The sequence below is a fragment of the Prauserella cavernicola genome (assembly GCF_016595675.1).
GTDB classification, from domain to species: domain Bacteria; phylum Actinomycetota; class Actinomycetes; order Mycobacteriales; family Pseudonocardiaceae; genus Prauserella_A; species Prauserella_A cavernicola.
In genome coordinates, this window is record NZ_JAENJH010000005.1 from 395,130 (window position 1) to 411,880 (window position 16,751).

The 16,751-nt window shown below is 71.9% G+C and carries 15 protein-coding genes; 8 read left to right on the forward strand and 7 right to left on the reverse strand.

Annotated elements, in window-relative coordinates; all coding sequences use genetic code 11:
* Positions 1-21: 21 nt before the first annotated feature.
* The gene (locus tag JHE00_RS22230) at positions 22-1,446 is read right to left on the reverse strand and encodes a DUF2252 domain-containing protein (RefSeq protein WP_200321175.1); all 1,425 of its coding nucleotides are present in this window, start codon (positions 1,444-1,446) and stop codon (positions 22-24) included.
* Between the two features lie 136 nt (positions 1,447-1,582).
* Here JHE00_RS22230 and JHE00_RS22235 point away from each other — a divergent pair, with 136 nt between their 5' ends.
* Positions 1,583-1,852 carry an amphi-Trp domain-containing protein gene (locus tag JHE00_RS22235; protein WP_200321177.1) on the forward strand — a complete coding sequence of 90 codons (270 nt, stop codon included), beginning with the start codon at positions 1,583-1,585 and terminating at the stop codon, positions 1,850-1,852.
* Positions 1,853-1,855: 3 nt separating this feature from the next.
* On the opposite strand, the gene JHE00_RS22240 is transcribed toward JHE00_RS22235, so the two are convergent.
* The 3 genes from JHE00_RS22240 to JHE00_RS36225 all read right to left on the reverse strand — a co-directional run bounded on the left by JHE00_RS22240 (position 1,856) and on the right by JHE00_RS36225 (position 3,923).
* On the reverse strand, positions 1,856-3,187 hold the full coding sequence (locus JHE00_RS22240) for a diacylglycerol/lipid kinase family protein (protein ID WP_200321179.1): 1,332 nt from the start codon (positions 3,185-3,187) through the stop codon (positions 1,856-1,858).
* Between the two features lie 92 nt (positions 3,188-3,279).
* On the reverse strand, positions 3,280-3,675 hold the full coding sequence (locus JHE00_RS36220) for a class I SAM-dependent methyltransferase (protein ID WP_443678460.1): 396 nt from the start codon (positions 3,673-3,675) through the stop codon (positions 3,280-3,282).
* The gene (locus tag JHE00_RS36225; protein ID WP_307832061.1) at positions 3,639-3,923 is read right to left on the reverse strand and encodes a hypothetical protein; all 285 of its coding nucleotides are present in this window, start codon (positions 3,921-3,923) and stop codon (positions 3,639-3,641) included. Before JHE00_RS36225 ends, JHE00_RS36220 begins: the two co-directional genes overlap by 37 nt.
* Positions 3,924-4,080: 157 nt before the next feature.
* Here JHE00_RS36225 and JHE00_RS22250 point away from each other — a divergent pair, with 157 nt between their 5' ends.
* A complete protein-coding gene (locus tag JHE00_RS22250) occupies positions 4,081-4,884 on the forward strand; it encodes an IclR family transcriptional regulator (protein WP_200321181.1) in 804 nt (267 codons plus the stop codon).
* Positions 4,885-4,955: 71 nt separating this feature from the next.
* Here JHE00_RS22250 and JHE00_RS22255 read toward each other — a convergent pair whose 3' ends face one another.
* From JHE00_RS22255 to JHE00_RS22265, 3 genes are all read right to left on the reverse strand, one after another.
* Positions 4,956-5,918, reverse strand: coding sequence for a hypothetical protein (locus tag JHE00_RS22255; RefSeq protein WP_200321183.1), 963 nt, complete (start codon positions 5,916-5,918; stop codon positions 4,956-4,958).
* Between the two features lie 157 nt (positions 5,919-6,075).
* Positions 6,076-7,545, reverse strand: a complete 1,470-nt coding sequence (locus JHE00_RS22260) for a dihydroorotase (protein ID WP_200321185.1) — start codon at positions 7,543-7,545, stop codon at positions 6,076-6,078.
* Between the two features lie 9 nt (positions 7,546-7,554).
* Positions 7,555-8,937 (reverse strand): FAD-dependent oxidoreductase, encoded by a 1,383-nt coding sequence (locus tag JHE00_RS22265; protein WP_200321187.1) that lies wholly within the window; start codon positions 8,935-8,937, stop codon positions 7,555-7,557.
* Between the two features lie 234 nt (positions 8,938-9,171).
* On the opposite strand from JHE00_RS22265, the gene JHE00_RS22270 reads away from it, so the two are divergent.
* From JHE00_RS22270 to JHE00_RS35925, 6 genes are read left to right on the forward strand one after another with little or no spacing between them, the layout of a single operon-like run.
* Positions 9,172-10,359, forward strand: a complete 1,188-nt coding sequence (locus tag JHE00_RS22270; RefSeq protein WP_200321189.1) for a CaiB/BaiF CoA transferase family protein — start codon at positions 9,172-9,174, stop codon at positions 10,357-10,359.
* Positions 10,356-11,183: an HpcH/HpaI aldolase/citrate lyase family protein gene (locus tag JHE00_RS22275; RefSeq protein ID WP_200321191.1), complete on the forward strand. Its 828-nt coding sequence runs from the start codon at positions 10,356-10,358 to the stop codon at positions 11,181-11,183. The genes JHE00_RS22270 and JHE00_RS22275 overlap by 4 nt, the downstream gene beginning before the upstream one ends.
* Positions 11,180-12,001 (forward strand): cyclase family protein, encoded by an 822-nt coding sequence (locus JHE00_RS22280; protein ID WP_200321193.1) that lies wholly within the window; start codon positions 11,180-11,182, stop codon positions 11,999-12,001. Before JHE00_RS22275 ends, JHE00_RS22280 begins: the two co-directional genes overlap by 4 nt.
* A complete protein-coding gene (locus JHE00_RS22285; protein WP_200321195.1) occupies positions 11,998-13,398 on the forward strand; it encodes an MmgE/PrpD family protein in 1,401 nt (466 codons plus the stop codon). The genes JHE00_RS22280 and JHE00_RS22285 overlap by 4 nt, the downstream gene beginning before the upstream one ends.
* Positions 13,399-13,424: 26 nt before the next feature.
* Positions 13,425-14,744, forward strand: a complete 1,320-nt coding sequence (locus JHE00_RS22290) for an MFS transporter (RefSeq protein WP_200321197.1) — start codon at positions 13,425-13,427, stop codon at positions 14,742-14,744.
* Positions 14,741-16,744, forward strand: a complete 2,004-nt coding sequence (locus JHE00_RS35925) for an oxidoreductase (RefSeq protein WP_307832062.1) — start codon at positions 14,741-14,743, stop codon at positions 16,742-16,744. The genes JHE00_RS22290 and JHE00_RS35925 overlap by 4 nt, the downstream gene beginning before the upstream one ends.
* The last annotated feature ends 7 nt before the right edge of the window (positions 16,745-16,751 follow it).

The window sequence follows — 16,751 nt, forward strand, 5'->3', positions numbered from 1 at the left end:
CACCACCCGCGCCGGGTGAGTTCACTTACCGGCGATGGCGGCGATCTTCCCGGCGGTGATCGCGGACAGCAGCTCCGTGTGATCCTTCTCGTTCTGGTCGGCGTAGGCGCTCGCGAACGAGGCGATCGCCTCCTCAAACACCGACCGCGAACCGAGGTAGGCCGCCAGCGCCACCACGTCGCCCGTGCGCGCGTGCGCCCGCGCGAGCGTCCACGCGCACAGCCTGCCGTAGACCTGCAACGCCGCGGGCTTCATTCCCTCGGTCTCGGCGGAGCCCTTCCAGTCGCGCAGCTGCCGGACGTAGAAATCCCTTGTCCTGCCGTCGAAACCCTCGACCCTGACCCAGCCGAGGAAGACGTCGCTCACGGTCTGCATCAGGCGCTGCCCGACGACGACCCTGCGGCCCTCGTTGCCGTAGCGACTGGCTCCGGCGTACGGGGCGAGCACCGACCGGCCCGCCTCCTTCGCCTGCAGGAACAGTGGATCGGACTCGTCGTTGCCGAGCAGCAGCACCATCCAGCACCGCGTACCCACACTGCCCACGCCGACCACCTTGTGTGCCATGTCCACCACGCGGTAGCGGTCCAGCAGAGCGCGCCGCTCCGGCTCGAGCGAGCCCCGATAGGCCTTGACCACTCCGATCAACTGCGCCCACAGCTGGTCGGGATCCTGGTGTTCGGCCCCGGCCAGATCCTCCATGCGCTCGATCAGGGGCGGGTCGGGGTTGATGCGCAACCGGCCGTCGGTGACGGAGGCGAAGCGCCGCAGCGCGCCGAGGTTATCCTTGGTGTGCGCCCTGGCGACGTTACGGGCGAGCTTGCGGCGCCTGCCCGCCCCGATCTGGTCGGCGTACATGGCCCTGACGGTGTCGACGTCGGCGTGGGCGTACCAGACCGCGAGCGCCGTCGACGCGGCGAAGCCCCGGATCGCGCGCCGGTACTCGGCTCCCGCGGCGAGCACCACGGAGCGGCATTGCTGCACGGTGTAGCCGTTCTCGCGGGCCGCCACCTCCAGGCTCGCGGCGAGGCGCTTGATGTCCCACTCCCACGGCCCCGGCAACGTCTCGTCGAAGTCGTTGATGTCGAAGACCAGCCGCCGCTCCGGGGAGGCGAACACGCCGAAGTTCATCAGGTGCGCGTCGCCGCACGCCTGCACGGTCAGCCCCGAGCGCGGGGTGCTCGCCAGGTCGGCGGCCATGGGCAGCGCGGCGCCCCGGTAGTAGGTGAACGGCGAGACGGCCATGCGCCCGTAGCGGATGGGCACCAGCCCCGGCACGCGCGAGGCGTCCTGTTGCGCGAGCAGGGCCAGTGGGTCGACCGCGGGATCACGCGTGAACTCGGCGTGGCTCGACCGGGGGGCCACGGCGCGGGCGGCCTTGCCCCGCGCGGCCCGCTCCTCGCGAGTCGGTTGGTCGACGTCGGTCTTCGCTGGCGCTGTCGTCGTCATCGCCGCATCATCGGCCTCCCCCTCGCCACCGGACCTCCCCCGCGCCGGGTGAGGGCTCACCCTCCGCGGGCGGTGCGGGCGCGCCGGGCGGCGGTCGAGACTGATCGGTCGAACTCCCGGGGAACGGAGGCCTCCCGTGTCCGACGTCGAAGTCTCGCGGACCGAGTCGCTGTCGCGTCAGGAGGTCGCCCGCAGGCTCGCGGCGCTGGCCGAGGCGATGGAGGCAGGCGGTTACGTCGAGTTGGAACTGGGTGTCAGCAAGCTCAAGGTCCGCGTGCCCGACGAGCTCAGCTGCGAGCTGGAGATCGAGGTGGACGGCGACGAGGTGGAGCTGGAGGTGGAGCTCACGTGGTCCACCGCCACCCCGAAGCCCGCCCGCAAGCGGACGAAGAAGGACGGCGCGTGAGCCTCAGCGGGTGACCAGCGCGCGCAGCAGCAGGGTGACGAGGGCGCCCAGCCGGTCGGGCAGCTCCGAGGCCGGGGCGACGCTCGGCGTGGTGCGCGGCAGCCGCACCCGCAGCGCGCCCGGCAACGAACGGAACGTCAGCGGCGGGGCCAGCTGCACCGCCTCGCCGTCGATGCCGACCTCGACCAGCGGGCGCCCGGACTCGACGGCGAACTCCGGCACCGTCCACTCGCGGTACCCGGGAAAGCTGCCCATCCGGCCCGCGGCCTCCGCCGCGAACAGCGCCGGCACGTCGCGGGCGCGGTCGACCGTCAGCGTCACGACCCCGAGCACGCCCTCGTCGAGTCTGGCCCTGGTGCCGAAACCGCTCAGCCGGTCGAGCCGGTAGGCGCCGTTGGAGACGAGGACGAGGTCGGCGGCCGGCGCCCGCGAGCCGTCCGGGAGGCTGAACCGCAGGTCCATCGGCCGGCTGTCGGGCCCGAGCAGATCGGGCAGCATCTCGGCAGCGGTGCCCAGCTTGGCGTCGCGGTAGTGCGCCGACTGGACCACCGAGGCGTAGACGCCGAGCGAGGCGTTGTTGACGAACACACGCTCACCGATCAGCGCCAGGTCGATGCGCTGCTCCGCGGCCTCGCCGAACGCGTCGAGCGCCCCGGCGACGTCGTCGCGGTCGAGGCCGAGGTCGAGCGCGAAGTGGTTGCGGGTGCCCGCGGGCACGCACACGAACGGCAGATCGTGCCGTCTGGCGACATCGGCGACGAGCGCCTGCGACCCGTCGCCACCCGCCATGCCGAGCGCGTCGGCGCCCTCGCGCACCGCGCGCTCGGCCAGCTCTCGCAGGTCGGCGCCGAGCCGCAGGATCACGGGCTCGATGCCGCGGCGGCGTGCCTCGGCCTCGAGGTCGAACTTGGTGACCTTGCCGCCGCCCGACCGGGGGTTCATCAGCAGCACCCCGTGCCGCGCGGGCGGCACGGCGAGACCGCGCGGCGCCGGCTCCTCCGGCGCGATCGCGACCCGCGCCGCCGCGGTGGACAGCACCGCCAGCGCCACCACCACGATCAGCACCACCACCGACCACGCGTCCGGCAGCAGCACGGCCCCGACCAGCGCCAGTAGTGCGACGGCCGTGGCGGCCACCCGGTGCGCGCCGCGGTGCACCAGCGCCGTCCAGGCCGCCATCACGGCGGTCCCGAGCAGCGCCACCGCGGCGATCAGCTGCCAGGGATGGCGCACCAGCGCGACGATCGGCAGCACCACCGCTCCGGCGAGGGCGAGCAGTGCGACCACGGACGCGAGGCGGCGGCGCATACCCGGCCGCGAGTCAGCACCACCCATCGCCTCGCCTCCTCGTCGGCCCCCCCCAGTGTGCGCACACCCTGCCGGGTTTCGCGCGCGGCGGCCTCACCCGGCGCGGGCGAGGCGGCGGTTCAGCGGGCGCGCGCCAGTGCGTGCGCGTGCTGCGTCCGCTCGCCCTCCTCCGGCTCCCGTACGAGACTCGCCCGCACCTCGAACCCGGCATCGGCGAGCGACTCCGCGAGGCGTTCGGGGTGCAACCGCTGAAAGTCCACCGACACCCCGTGCCCGAGCGGGCGCTCCACCAGCACCGGCTCCTCGCCGACCTGGAAACCCAGCAGCAGCCAGCCTCCCGCCCCCAGCACGCGGCGGAACTCGGCGAACACCTCGGGCCTTCGCTGCGGAGGCAGGTGGATGATCGAGTAGAACGCGAGGATCCCGGCGAGTGATCCCTCGGGCCGGTCGAGCGCGGTCATCGAACCGACCTCGTAGCTCAGTTCCGGAAACTTCTCGCGCGCCACCGCCACCATCGCGGGCGACAGGTCGATGCCCGACGCGTCGAGGCCGAGGGAGCGCAGTACGCGGTGGCGACACCGGGCCCGCACCCGACGTCGGCGACCGGCCCGCCACCTCCGGCGAGCACGTGCTCGGCGAACACGCCGAGCATGGCCCTGGCCAACGGCCTGTCCTGGAGCTCGCGTTCGAAGAGCGCCGCGTAGTCGACGGCCAGCGCGTCGTAGAAGGTGCGGGTGTCGTGGAGGAAGGCGGGTTCGGTCACGCGGGCGAACCTAGCGCGAGGCTGCGACAGCGGTGGCGGTCCAGTCGTATCGGCCAGCGGAACAATCTGCCCGGAAAGCCAGGCGATTCGCCTTGACCACGCTTTTCACGAGCTGGGATACTCGTGGAAATCCATTCCCTCCACAGAAACGACGGCCGTGCCTCCAGCCAAGACCCCCGCACTGACCGGAAACGCCGGCACCGAGGCGGCCGCGCGCGTCGCCGACGTGCTGCTGCTGTTCACCGGCGGGCCAGAGTACCTCGGCGTCAGCACGATCAGCCGCGAACTCGGCCTGTCGAAAGCCGTCGTGTACCGCATCCTGCAGTCCCTCGTCTCGCGCGAGGTGCTCGCGACCGACCCCGGCGTGGTGGGCTACCGGCTCGGTCCCGCCGCGGTGGCGCTCGGCGCGAGCGCGCTGCGCCGCTTCGACGTCAGGACCGCGGCCGAGCCCGTGCTGCGACGACTGCGCGACGCGACCGGCGAGACCACCACGCTCTCCGGGCTCGTCGGCGACGAACGCGTGTATCTGGAGCAGTTCGAGAGCCGCGCCGAGATCAAGATGACCGTGGAGATCGGCAGGCGGTTTCCGCTGCACGCGGGTTCCTCCGGCAAGGCGATCCTGGCCAGCCTGCCGCTGTGGCGCCGCGACTCCGTGCTCGCGGGCGAGCTTACCGCGCTCACCGAGCGCACGGTCACCGACCACGACGCGCTGCTCGACGAGCTCACCACCATCTCCGCCGAGGGCGTCGCGGTGTCGCTCGGCGAGCGGCAGGCGGGAGCCGGCTCGGTGGCCGCCCCGCTGATCGGCCCCGATGGCGAGGTCCATGGCGCGATCAGCGTCTGCGGTCCCGTGTACCGGTTCAGCCAGGAGAAGATCGAGCGCTACCGGGGACTCGTGCACGAGGCGGCAAGCGAGATCACCCGAGCCTGGGCGGGCCCGCCCACCACACGCCCACGGTGAGTTGACTGCGGTGAAGGGCACCTTTACTGCATTGAACGCAGTAAAGGTGCCCTTCACCGCACGGGTGAACATCAGGCGGCTGCCGCGATCTGCACTGCGGGGCGTGGCCGGGCTGCGGCCGCTCGGTACGCCGAATCGAGCTCGCGCAGGACAGCCGCGGGTTCCTTGATCAGCCGCGACGGAAGCGTTTGCACGACACTCACGCCTGCTTCGGCGTACCGCGTATTCCTGGCCAACGTCCGCGCGTAGCCGTCGGCCGAGAAGTGGAAGTCCAGCGAGTCCACCTCCCAGGCCAGACCGACATCGTCCCACCACGCGTCCGGGCACGCGACGTACTTGCCGCCTGGATCGCGCAGATCGCGGTTCCAGTGGGTCGGAGGCGTCACCAGGTCAGCGGCTACCGCGCGGGCGTGGAACTCGGCGACCGACCGGAGTCGTTCAATCTGCGCGAGCACCCTTCGCGGAACGGCAGTGCCCCGCTTCGTGCCGTGGTCCAGTTCGTACGACAGCATCTCCGGAGTACAGCCACCGTGCTGCATTGCCTCGATCAACAGCTTGGCTACCGGATCCTTCGACCGGATCCGTCGCGCAACGTCGAGCGTGGCCCGTACCGGTGGCGCGAGCGGTACACCGTCACGGATCCTGGCGCGCGGCATCCGATGAGTACGCTCCACGACGACGAATCCGCTGCTCTGCAGTCTGCGTTCATGAGGAACGAGCACGTGCACATAGTCCAAGGCGGGTAGCTCGGTAATGCGCAGTCCGAGCCGACGGCAAGCCTCTGCTCCGGTGATGACCGCGTCGCCACCGGCGTAGAGCAGAGTGGCCACGATGCGTTGCCCCGGCGTCAACGGTGAAGTCTGCAACGCGACGATGCCCGGCAGCAACCGGCGCCAAGGCCCGTCAGCCCTACAGCGCCGGTACACGGTGCCGCTCGGTATGCCCAGCGCTTCCAGCGAAGCAACCCGGATGACACCCTGCCTGCTCAGGTCATCGAGAAGCTCGGGGTTGTCGGCCCATCGTCCTCGTCTCACCTGACCAACCGTGACCGGATTCGCCTAGCTCCGAAACCTGATTCTTGCGCCCCTGTGGATAACCACCACGACCTGAACAACTCCCACGGCAGACGATGCGGTGAAGGGCACCTTTACTGCACTGGATGCAGTAAAGGTGCCCTTCACCGCAGTTGGACTACTTGCCGCGGCGGAGGTACTTGCCCACCGGGTCGCCTTGAATCTTGCCGTCGGCGAAGACGTGGTTGCCGCGCACGAAGGTGTCGGTGACCTTCGCCGTCATCGCGAAGCCCTCGAACGGCGTGTACTCCTGAGTGGACTCCGAGTCGGCGGCGCGCACCGTCCACGACACGTCGGGGTCCACGAGCGCGAAGTCGGCGTCGTAGCCCTCGGCGATGGTGCCCTTGGACAGCAGACCGTAGCGCCGCGCCGGGTTCCACGACGTCAGCTTCGCGACGCGCTGCGGCGACAGCCCGCGCTTGGCTCCCTCGCCGACCAGGCCCGGCAACAGGTACTCGGCGCCGCCGAAGCCGGACTTGGCGAGGAACACGTCGTCGCGGTCGGAGCCGAACTTCAGCTCGTCCCGGCAGCACGCGTGATCGCTGACGACCCAGTCCACCTCGCCCGCGAGCACGTGCCGCCACAGCGCCTCGACGTCCTCGCGTTCCCGCAGCGGCGGGTTCACCTTGCCGCCGATACCGCTCGCGGTGTCCACATCGGCCAGCAGGTGCCCGACGGTGACCTCCCGGCGGAAGTCCACGTGCGGGAACGTGCCAGCCATGCGCAGCGCCGCGTCGAGCGCCTTCTCCGACGACAGGTGCAGCAGGTTGATGTTCGGCAGCCCCGTCTCGTGCGCGAGGTAGGACGCGATGGTCACCGCGAGCCCCTCGGAGTGCGGCGGCCGCGACGCGCTGTAGGCACGCAGCCCCGACAGGGACCCGTCCTGCTCCACCAGCTTCGTGTACGCGGTCATGATCTCCGCGGTCTCGCAGTGCAGCGACAGCGAGAGGTACGGCGCGTACTCGGTGAGCACCTCGCGCGCCCGCTGCACGCCGCGCATCACGAACTCGAAGTGCGCGAGGTCGTAGGGCTCCTCCGGCGGAGTCATCAGGAAGTCGCTCTGGCTCGCCGAGCGGCCGTGCAGGCCGTGGCTGCCGTAGAACATGAAGATCTTGAACGACGTGACGCCGTGTTCCTCGACGAGGTAGGGGATCTCCTCGATGTGCTGGGCCATCATCGGCGCGAGGTGGAACGCGTAGTCGACGTAGGCGTTGCCCTGCGAGGCCGACAGCACTTCGGGGAAGAAGTCGCGGTAGCTGCCGCCCTTGTTGAGGTAGTACTGGCCGGTGCGCATGTAGGTCAGCGCCGTGGTGACGCCGCCCTGCGCGCTCGCTTTGCTCTCGGTCACGGTGTCGGTGCCGAGCTCGTTGTAGATGCCCCAGTGCTGGTGGGCGTCCACCACTCCGGGAAACGCGAGCAGCCCGCGACCATCGACGACCCTGGCCGCGTCCTCGCGCGCCTGAGCAGGCGCCACCCGCACGATCTTGCCTTCGTTCACCGCGATGTCGGTGAGCTCCGGCTTCGCGTTGTCGGGGTCGTCAGGGCGCACCACCCTGACATCGGTGACCAGTAGTTCAGTCGTCGCCATGCGTGCTCCTCACTGCGTTGTCTCAAGGCGGCGGGCCACGTCGTCCGCAGCCACAAAGGACAGTCCAAAGGCCGGCAGCAGCCCGTTGCCCGCGAGATAGCCCGCAGCGCCGTGGCCGGAGATCCCGGCGGCGGCCCCGCCCGCCGCGTAGAGCCCGGGGATCGGGTTGCCCGCGTGGTCCACCACGGCGGCGTGCTCGTCGACGAGCAGCCCGCCCTGCGTGTGGAACAGGGCGGGCACCACGCGCACCGCGGCGTAGCGGGGTACGAGCGGGCGCTCCCAGCTGGTGCGGCCGAACGCGTCGGCCCGTTCGCCGCGCGCGGTCGCGGCGGCGGTGGCCAGCTCGTCGGCGAGCGCCTCGGCCGGCAGGCCGGTGACGCGCGCGAGCTCGTCGGCGTCGTCGGCGTGCACCACGACGCCGGAGGCGACGGTGTCGCGGAAGTCCTGGAACGGCTCGCACTGCGCGAAGATCGCCTCGTCGAGGACGATCCAGCCGGTGCCCTCCGGTCGCGCGGCCAGTTCGGCGGCGTACTCGGAGTAGCCGCGCGTCTCGTTGCCGAACCGGCGTCCGCCGAGGTCGACGAGGATGCCGCCGTGCACGATCGTGGCCCAGCCGACGAGCGTGCCCGCTCCGGCCGCGACAGCACTGTGTCCCTGGTAGGCGTCGAGGAATCCGGTGGCGGCGCCGAGCTTCTCGCCGATGCGCAGCGCGTCGCCGAGCGACTGGTCGCTGCCCTGGTAGAGCGAGCCCGCGATCTCGGGCAGGTGGGTGCGGACGAGTTCGGAATCGGCGCCGAAGCCGTTGGTGGCGAGCAGCACCGCGTTGGCGGGGATCTGTTCGTCGGTGCCGTCGGGATAGCGCACGACGGCCGCGCGGACCTCGCCGCGCTCGCCGGTCAGCACGTCCTCCAGCCGTGCGGGCACCAGCAGCTCGATGTCGGGGTGCGCGGCGGCCCTGCGGGCGAGGTGGTCGATCACGAGCGAGCCGTGCCTGCCGGGGACCGAGTGGCAGCGCGGCACGGCGTGGCCTGGGTAGGTGAAGTCGGTGACCAGCGAGAGCGGGAGCTCCACCGAGTCGGCCAGCCACTCCACCAGCGGAGCGCTCACATCGGCGAGCGTACGGGCGAGGCGCGCGTCGGCCTGACTCTCGGTCTTGGCCATGACGTCGGCGACGAAGTTCTCCGGCGAGTCGACGATGCCCGCCTCGGACTGCCAGCGGGAGCCGGCGCCGGGGAACATCGCCGTGGACATCGACGTGTTGTTGCCCCTGCGGAAGTGCACGCTGACCTCCACGACGAGCACGCTGAGCCCGGCTTCGGCGGCGCGCAGGGCACCGGCGATCCCGCCGCCCGCGCCCGCGACGACCAGATCGACCGCGTCGAGATCGCCCATGCCGCCGAACTTCCTCTCCGAACCCGACTTCGCCCAGTGTTCCTCTTGGAGAAACACTGGGAACGCCTGCCGTCATCGTGACACCTGCCCTGTCCACGAGTCAACGTTGCTCTTCGCTTGACGTGACACAAGGAGCAGTGCGAACTTGTTACACCAACGCCAGCGCGAAGGGGCGAAACACGACGGTAATGTCGTTCCCCCAGAAGAAACATCAACGGAAGGCAGGTACGCCCCATGACGGACGCGCTGTCCGGGATCAGGGTTCTCGACACGGCAACGCTGTTCGCCGGTCCGCTGGCCGCGACGCTGCTGGCTGACTACGGCGCCGAGGTCATCAAGATCGAGCACCCGAAGGGCGACCCGGTGCGCAGTCACGGCGCGCAGCGCGACGGCGTCGGGCTGTGGTGGAAGATGCTCGGCCGCGGCAAGAAAGCGACGACGCTCTACCTCGGCTCACCGGAGGGCCAGGAGATCTTCCGCAAGATGGTCGCCGACGCCGACGTGGTGATCGAGAACTTCCGGCCGGGCACGCTGGAGCGCTGGGGACTCGGCTACGACGAGCTGCGCGAGATCAACCCCGGCATCGTGCTGGCGCGGGTCACCGGGTTCGGCCAGACCGGCCCGTACGCCAAGCGCCCCGGCTTCGGCACGCTGGCCGAGGCCATGAGCGGCTTCGCCGCCATCACCGGCGAGCCGGACGGCCCGCCGACGCTGCCCCCGTTCGGGCTCGCCGACGGCATCGCCGCGCTCACCACGGCGTTCGCGGTGATGACGGCGCTGCGCGCGCGGGAGCACAGCGGCCACGGCCAGGTGGTGGACCTGGCCATCATCGAACCGATCCTCACACTGCTCGGCCCGCAGATCATCGCCTACGACCAGCTGGGCGAGCTGCAGGAGCGCACCGGCAACCGCTCCACCAACAACGCGCCGCGCAACACCTACCGCACGCGCGACGGTGGCTGGGTCGCGATCTCCACCAGCGCGCAGTCCATCGCGGAGCGCGTGATGCGGCTGGTGGGCAGGCCCGAGCTGATCGACGAACCGTGGTTCGCCACCGGCGCTGAGCGCGCGAAGCACGCTGACGTGCTCGACGACGCCGTGGGCTCGTGGATCGCCGAGCGCGACCGCGAGGACGTGATCAAGGCGTTCGAAGAGGCACAGGCCGCGGTGGCGCCGATCTACACGGCGGCCGACATCATGACCGATCCGCAGTTCAACGCGCTCGGCACCATCGCGACGCTGATGGACGACGAACTGGGCCCCGTGCGCATGCAGAACGTGCTGTTCCGGCTCTCCGAGACGCCGGGCCGCATCACCTCCACCGGCGCTCCCGTCGGCGCGCACACGGAGGAGGTGCTCGGCCGCTACGGCGTCGAGGGCGAGCAGCTGGATCGGCTGCGCGAGCAGGGCGTGATCCGGTGAGGAGCTGGCTCTACGTCCCCGGCGACCGGCCGGAGCGCATCGGCAAGGCGCTGGCCGCCGGTGCCGACGCGGTGATCCTGGACCTGGAGGACGCCGTCGCGCCCTCGGCCAAGGACGAGGCGCGCCGCACGGTCGTCGACACACTCGCGCGCGGCGAGCGGGCCTTCGTGCGGCTCAACGCCAGCGACAGTCCACACGGGATGGCCGATCTCACGGCGCTGGCCGCCGATCCCGGTGCACTCGCCGGGGTGCGGGTGCCCAAGTGCGAGGACCCGGACGAGCTGCGCCGGGTCGCGGACACGCTCGGCGTGGCCGTGTATCCCGTACTGGAGTCGGCGCTCGGCGTGGAGCACGCCTACGCCCTGGCCACCGCGCACCCGCTCGTGGCGGGCATCTCGCTCGGCGAGGCCGACCTCGCGGCGGACCTGCGCGTGGCGGGCGGCGAGGCGCTGGCGTGGCCGCGCTCGCGCGTGGTGGTGGCGGCGCGCGCGGCCGGGCTGCCGAGCCCGGTGCAGAGCGTGTGGACCGCCGTGCGCGACCTCGACGGCCTGCGCGCCGACACCGAGGCGGGCAGGCGCGCCGGGTTCTTCGGGCGCTCGGTGATCCACCCGGCACAGATTTCCGTGGTGCACGAGGCCTCCGCCCCCGACGCCGAGGACGTCGAGTGGGCACGGTCCCTTGTGGACGCGGTGAGCGAGAACGGCACGGCGGCCTGGATCGACCAGTCCGGAAGCTTTGTCGACAAGGCGATCGTGGAGCGAGCACTGTGGCTGCTCTCGATCGCGGGCGAGGACCAGCACGTCAAGGAAGGCCACACGTCATGACACGCACGCAGGATCCGCTGCTCGCCGCCGTCGCAGGTGGAGTCCGGCTGATCGAGCTCGGCCAGCCGTTCTTCACCGGCATGCCGTGCTCGCCCAACCACCCCGGGTTCCGGATGACGCTCATCCGCCGCCACGGCGACATGCAGCGCCCCGACGGCGGCTCGGCCGCCAACGAGATCATCGTGACCGGCGGCCACGTCGGCACCCACATCGACGCGCTCTCGCACGTCAGCCACTGCGGCGAGCTGCACGGCGGCGTCGACGCGGCCGAGGCCCAGCAGGGCGGCGTGTTCACCACGCACGGCGCCGAGAACCTGCCCGGCCTGCTGCGCCGCGGCGTGCTGCTCGACGTGGCCGCCGTGCACGGGGTGCCGACGCTGCCCGCGGGCTACGGCGTCACCGCCGAGGACCTGCGGGCCGCCGCCGACCGCGCGGGCGCCGAGCCCGGCGAGGGCGACGTGGCGCTGATCCGCACCGGCTGGGCCCGCAACTTCACCGACCCGCCCACCTACATGGGCAAGGAGACCGGCGTTCCCGGCGCCACGGTGGAGGCCGGACAGTGGCTCGCCGAGCGCGGCATCGTGGCGACCGGAGCCGACACCACGGCCTACGAGCAGATCCCGGCCGGAGCGGGCCACGCCGTGCTGCCCGTGCACCGCGTGCTGCTGGTCGAGTCGGGCATCTTCATCATGGAGCACCTGAACCTCGAGGCCATCGCCGAGGAAGGGCTCGGCGAGTTCACGTTCCTGCTCGCGCCGCTGCGCATCACCGGCGGCACCGGCTCCCCCATCCGGCCGCTCGCGGCGGTGAGCGCATGACCACGCTGGTGCAGCGCCTGGCCGGGCTCGCCGACACCGTGCGCACCGAGGGCCTCGCTCCCGAGCTGCGTGACGACGCCGCGCGCCGGGTGCTCGACGTGCTCGGCAACAGCCTCGCCGCCACGGCCGAGCCGCCCGCCGAGGCGGTCGGCGCGCTCGTGGCCGAGTGGGGCGGGCAGGGCCGCGCCACCGCGATCGGCGGCGCGAAGCTGCCCGAGCCCAGCGCCGCGCTGCTCAACGGGACACTGGCCCACTCGCTCGACTTCGACGACACGCACCTGCCCTCGGTGCTGCACCCGTCGGCGTCGGTGGTGCCCGCCGCGCTCGCGACCGCCGAATCGCGCGGCACGAGCGGCGCCGCGTTGCTCGACGCGATCGGCGTCGGCATCGAGGTGGCCGTGCGCGTGGGCATGGCGGGCTACGACCGGGAGCTGGGCAACTCCGTGTTCTTCGAGCGCGGCCTGCACGCCACGGCCATCTGCGGCGCGCTCGGCGGCGCCGTGGCCTCGGCGATGCTGTCCGATGTGGACGCCGACGGCATCGCCGACGCGCTGGGCATCGCGGCGAGCATGGGCTCGGGTCTGCTGGAGGCCAACCGCACGGGCGGCACGGTCAAGCGCGTGCACTGCGGCTGGGCGGCACACGCCGCGGTGACCGCCGCGGGCCTGGCCCGCACCGGGATCACCGGACCGCCGACCGTGCTGGAGGGCAGGTTCGGCCTGCTGCAGGCGTTCTGCGGCGACCAGGTGGACCTCGACGCGCTCACCGACCGCCTCGGCGAGCACTGGGAACTGCCGGACATCTTCTTCAAGCCCTATCCCTGCAACCACTTCACCCACGCCGGCATCGACGCCGCGCTGCGGCTGCGGGCACAGGGAGTGGACCCCGCCGAGATCGAGAGCATCGAGCTGGGCGCACCGACGGCGGTGCTGCGCACCATCGGCGAGCCGCGCGAGGAGAAGGCGGTGCCCAAGTCGGGCTATCACGCGGCGTTCTCCGGGCCCTACACCGTGGCCGCGGCGCTGCTCGGCGGCGGCGGGCTCGGTGTGTTCCACGAGGACTTCACCGACTCCGCGGCCGCCGACCCCGCCCGGCTCGCGCTCGCGGCGAAGGTCACGTGCGTGCCCGACGCGCACTGCGACGAGATCTTCCCGCACCAGTTCCCCGCTGTGCTGCGAGTGCGACTGCGCGACGGCCGCGAGCTCGAGGAGCGGGTGGACGCCAACCGCGGCGGCGACGGCAACCCGCTCTCCGCCGACGAACTCGCCACGAAGTTCCGGCTCAACGCCGCGCGGGCGGTCAGCGAGGACCGGGCCCAGCGCATCACGGAGCTGACCTACGGCCTCGCCGCGCTGCCCTCCGTCTCGGCCCTGACCGACCAGCTGACCAGCGAGTAAGACCTAGACCACAACGAGGTGAGCTCATGACAACCACCCGCTTCCGCTGGGTCACGATCGGCCTGGTCGTGACGTTGATCGTCATCAACTACATCGACCGCAGCGCCGTGTCGTTCGCGGTGGGCCCGCTGCAGGACGAGTTCGGCATCACCGACACCCAGTACGGCGCGATCTCCAGCGCGTTCGCCATCGGGTACATGGTGTTCACGTTCCTAGCGGGATTCCTGGTCGACCGGTTCGGGCCACGGCGAGTGCTGCTGACGGCGATCATCATCTTCTCGCTGGCCACGGCGCTGATCCCGCTGGCGGGCGGGTTCGCCGGGCTGCTGCTCGTGCGGATCATCCTCGGCGCCGGCGAGGCGCCCGCCTTCCCCGGCGCGACGCGTGTGGTGAGCCGGTGGCTGCCCCAGAAGGAACAGGGCATCGCGCTCGCGCTCATCGGCGGCGTCGCGGTCTCGGGCAGCCTGCTGATCGCGAGCCCGCTGCTGACGCAGCTGATCGGGGTGACGGGCTGGCGCGGCATGTTCTGGGTGATGGCCGGGGTCGGCGTGGTGTGGGCCGTGCTCGCGCTGTGGCTGCTGCGCAACACTCCCGACGAGAGCCCGTACACCAGTGAGGCCGAGCGCGCCTACATCTCGCGGGGGCACAGCGCCGACGACGAGACGCCCGCCGACAAGGCGAACGTGAGCTGGCGCGAGCTGTTCACCAACCGCAACCTGTGGCTCGTCGCGATCGGCTTCTTCTCGTGGGGCTTCATGTTCTGGGGCTTCATGTACTGGCTGCCCGAGTACCTGCAGCGGGCGCACGGGCTGAGCCTCGAGAGCGTCGGTGCGTTCTCCATCGCCCCCTGGGCGGCGGGTGTGGTCGGCGCGCTCGTGGGTGGCGTGCTGGTGGACCGGATCTACGCCCGCACCGGCAACGCGCGCAGCAGGCTCACGATCATCGGCTGCGCACTGCTGCTCGCGGGTGCCTCGCTGATCCCGGTGCTGCTGTCGCCGAGCCTCACGGTGTCGCTGATCTTCATCTCCCTCGGCGTCGGTTTCGGGTTCATCACCGGTGGCATCTGGTTCGTGGCCTCGATCGACGCGGCGCCGAACCAGCCGGCGAGCGCGGCGGGCTTCGTCGACGCGGCGTTCGCGCTGGCCGGCATCATCGCGCCGTCGATCATGGGCTTCGTCGTGGACCGCACGGGCACGTTCACCAGTGGGTTCGTGCTGATGAGCTGCCTGGTCGTGGTGAGCGCGGTGCTGCTGCTGTTCACCTCCGTCGACCCGCGCAAGGGGCAGGTGGCCGCCGCGCCCTCGGCGCAGGCCGACGAGAACGCGGCGTCCGGCGAGCAGCGGTGACCGGCCCGGTGCACGCGGCACTCGCCCCCGTCGAGGTGGGCGGGGTGCCGCTGCGCAACCGCGTGTTCGTGCCGGGCCACACCACCAACTTCGGCCACGACAACCGGCCGACGTCGCGGCACGCCGACTACCACGCCGAGCGTGCCCGCGGCGGGGCCGGACTGATCATCACCGAGGCCATCCGCGTACATCCGACGAGCGCGGGCAGGCACATCAGCCTCGGGTGCTTCGACGACGCGAGCATCCCGGCCTACGCCGAGATCGCCGATGCCGTCCACGCCGGGGGCGCGGCGATCTTCGCGCAGATCATGCACGCGGGCAGGCAGGCCAATGGCGACGCGACGCGCACGGCGGCGTGGTCGGCCTCGGCGTTGCCGTGGGCCACCGGGGCGCACGTGCCGCACGCCATGAGCACCCGCGACATCGCGACGGTGGTGACGGCGTTCGGCGCCGCGGCAGCGCGGATGTCGCGCGCGGGCTACGACGGGCTCGAGGTGCACGCCGGGCACGGGCACCTGCTGCAGCAGTTCCTCTCACCGGCGACCAACCTCCGCACCGACTCCTACGGCGGCGACGCCGACGGCCGACTGCGGCTGACGCGCGAGGTGCTCACCGCGGTGCGCGAGGCCGCGCCCGAGCTGCCGGTCGGGCTGCGGGTGAGCGCCGACGAGTTCCTGCCGGGCGGGCTCGAACCCGCCGACGTGCTCGAGATCGTGGGCACGCTGCGCGAGGAGTTCCCGCTCGCCTTCGTGCACGTGAGCCACTCCGCTTATCACGGCAGCTGGTCGCTGGCCACGCAGATGGCCGACATGAGCTTCGGGCACGCACCGTTTCGCCACCACGCCGGGATGTTCCGGCGCGGGCTGCCCGGGCTCCCGGTGCTGGCCGTGTGCAGGCTCGACAGCGTCGAGGAGGCCGCCGAACTGATCACCGGCGGCGAGGCCGACCTCGTGGGACTGGCCAGGCCGCACATCGCCGACCCGCACCTGGTGCGCAAGGCGGCCGAGGGCCGCTCGCACGAGACCCGCTCGTGCGTGGCGTGCAACCAGGGCTGCATCGGCAGGGTGGAGCTGAACCTGCCGATCTCGTGCGTGGTGAACCCGGAGGTCGGCGCCGAGCGCGTGTGGTCCGGCGTCCACAGTGGAGCGCCGTCGAGCGGCAGCGTGCTGGTGGTGGGCGGCGGCCCCGCGGGGCTGGAGGCCGCGCTCTCCGCGCACCGTGCGGGCAGGCGCGTGACGCTCGTGGAGGCCGCCGACCGGCTCGGCGGGCAGGTCGCGCTCGCCGCGCGGGTGCCCGGCCGCGAGCGGCTGGGGCTGCTCACCGCCGAACTGGAACGCGACGTGCTGGCCGCCGGGATCACCGTGCAAACCGGAGTTCGGGCCGACGCCGAACTGGTGCGGGAGGCTGGCGCCGACGACGTGGTGCTCGCGACGGGATCGGTGCCGGTGCGCCGGGAGCTGCCCGGCGGCCCGCCCGTGCTCGACACGTGGCAGGCCGTCGAGGCCGTGTGCGGCGAGGCGCCGGTGCCGCCGGTGGTGGTGATCCGCGACGACTGCGGCAGCTGGGCGGCGGCCTCACTCGCCGAGGCCTACGCGCGGCGAGGTGCGCGGGTGCACCTCGTGTCGCCGTCGGCGTCGTACAGCGCACAGGTCACGACCTACTCGCGGCTGGCACTGACCCGGCGGTTCACCGAGCTCGGCGTGCGCGTGCACCTGCTGCGCGCCCTCGACACGAGCGGCGCCGACGGCGTGCTGCTCACCGACCCCATCTCCGGCGGCACCGAACGGCTCCCCGGCGTGGGCGTGGTGGTCGACGCCGGAGCCGCGAGCGCGGCCGACGTGCTGCTGCACGAGCTCGCCGACGTCGCTCGCGTGCACGTCGCGGGCGACGCGAACGCGCCGCGCACCGCGCTCGAAGCCGTCTACGAGGGCCGGGTCGCGGGTGCCGTGCACTCGGCCCACTCCGACCCGCAACCGGTGCTGCTCGCACTGTCCCGCTGAAAGGAGA

Excerpts from the sequence above, each read along its gene's own strand:
- JHE00_RS22280 (WP_200321193.1), top strand. The coding sequence starts at position 11,180 with ATGACACGCACGCAGGATCCGCTGCTCGCCGCCGTCGCAGGTGGAGTC.
- JHE00_RS22290 (WP_200321197.1), top strand. The coding sequence starts at position 13,425 with ATGACAACCACCCGCTTCCGCTGGGTCACGATCGGCCTGGTCGTGACG.
- JHE00_RS36220 (WP_443678460.1), bottom strand. The coding sequence starts at position 3,675 with ATGGTGGCGGTGGCGCGCGAGAAGTTTCCGGAACTGAGCTACGAGGTC.
- JHE00_RS22230 (WP_200321175.1), bottom strand. The coding sequence starts at position 1,446 with ATGACGACGACAGCGCCAGCGAAGACCGACGTCGACCAACCGACTCGC.
- JHE00_RS22260 (WP_200321185.1), bottom strand. The coding sequence starts at position 7,545 with ATGGCGACGACTGAACTACTGGTCACCGATGTCAGGGTGGTGCGCCCT.
- JHE00_RS22285 (WP_200321195.1), top strand. The coding sequence starts at position 11,998 with ATGACCACGCTGGTGCAGCGCCTGGCCGGGCTCGCCGACACCGTGCGC.
- JHE00_RS22265 (WP_200321187.1), bottom strand. The coding sequence starts at position 8,937 with ATGGGCGATCTCGACGCGGTCGATCTGGTCGTCGCGGGCGCGGGCGGC.
- JHE00_RS22270 (WP_200321189.1), top strand. The coding sequence starts at position 9,172 with ATGACGGACGCGCTGTCCGGGATCAGGGTTCTCGACACGGCAACGCTG.
- JHE00_RS22240 (WP_200321179.1), bottom strand. The coding sequence starts at position 3,187 with ATGGGTGGTGCTGACTCGCGGCCGGGTATGCGCCGCCGCCTCGCGTCC.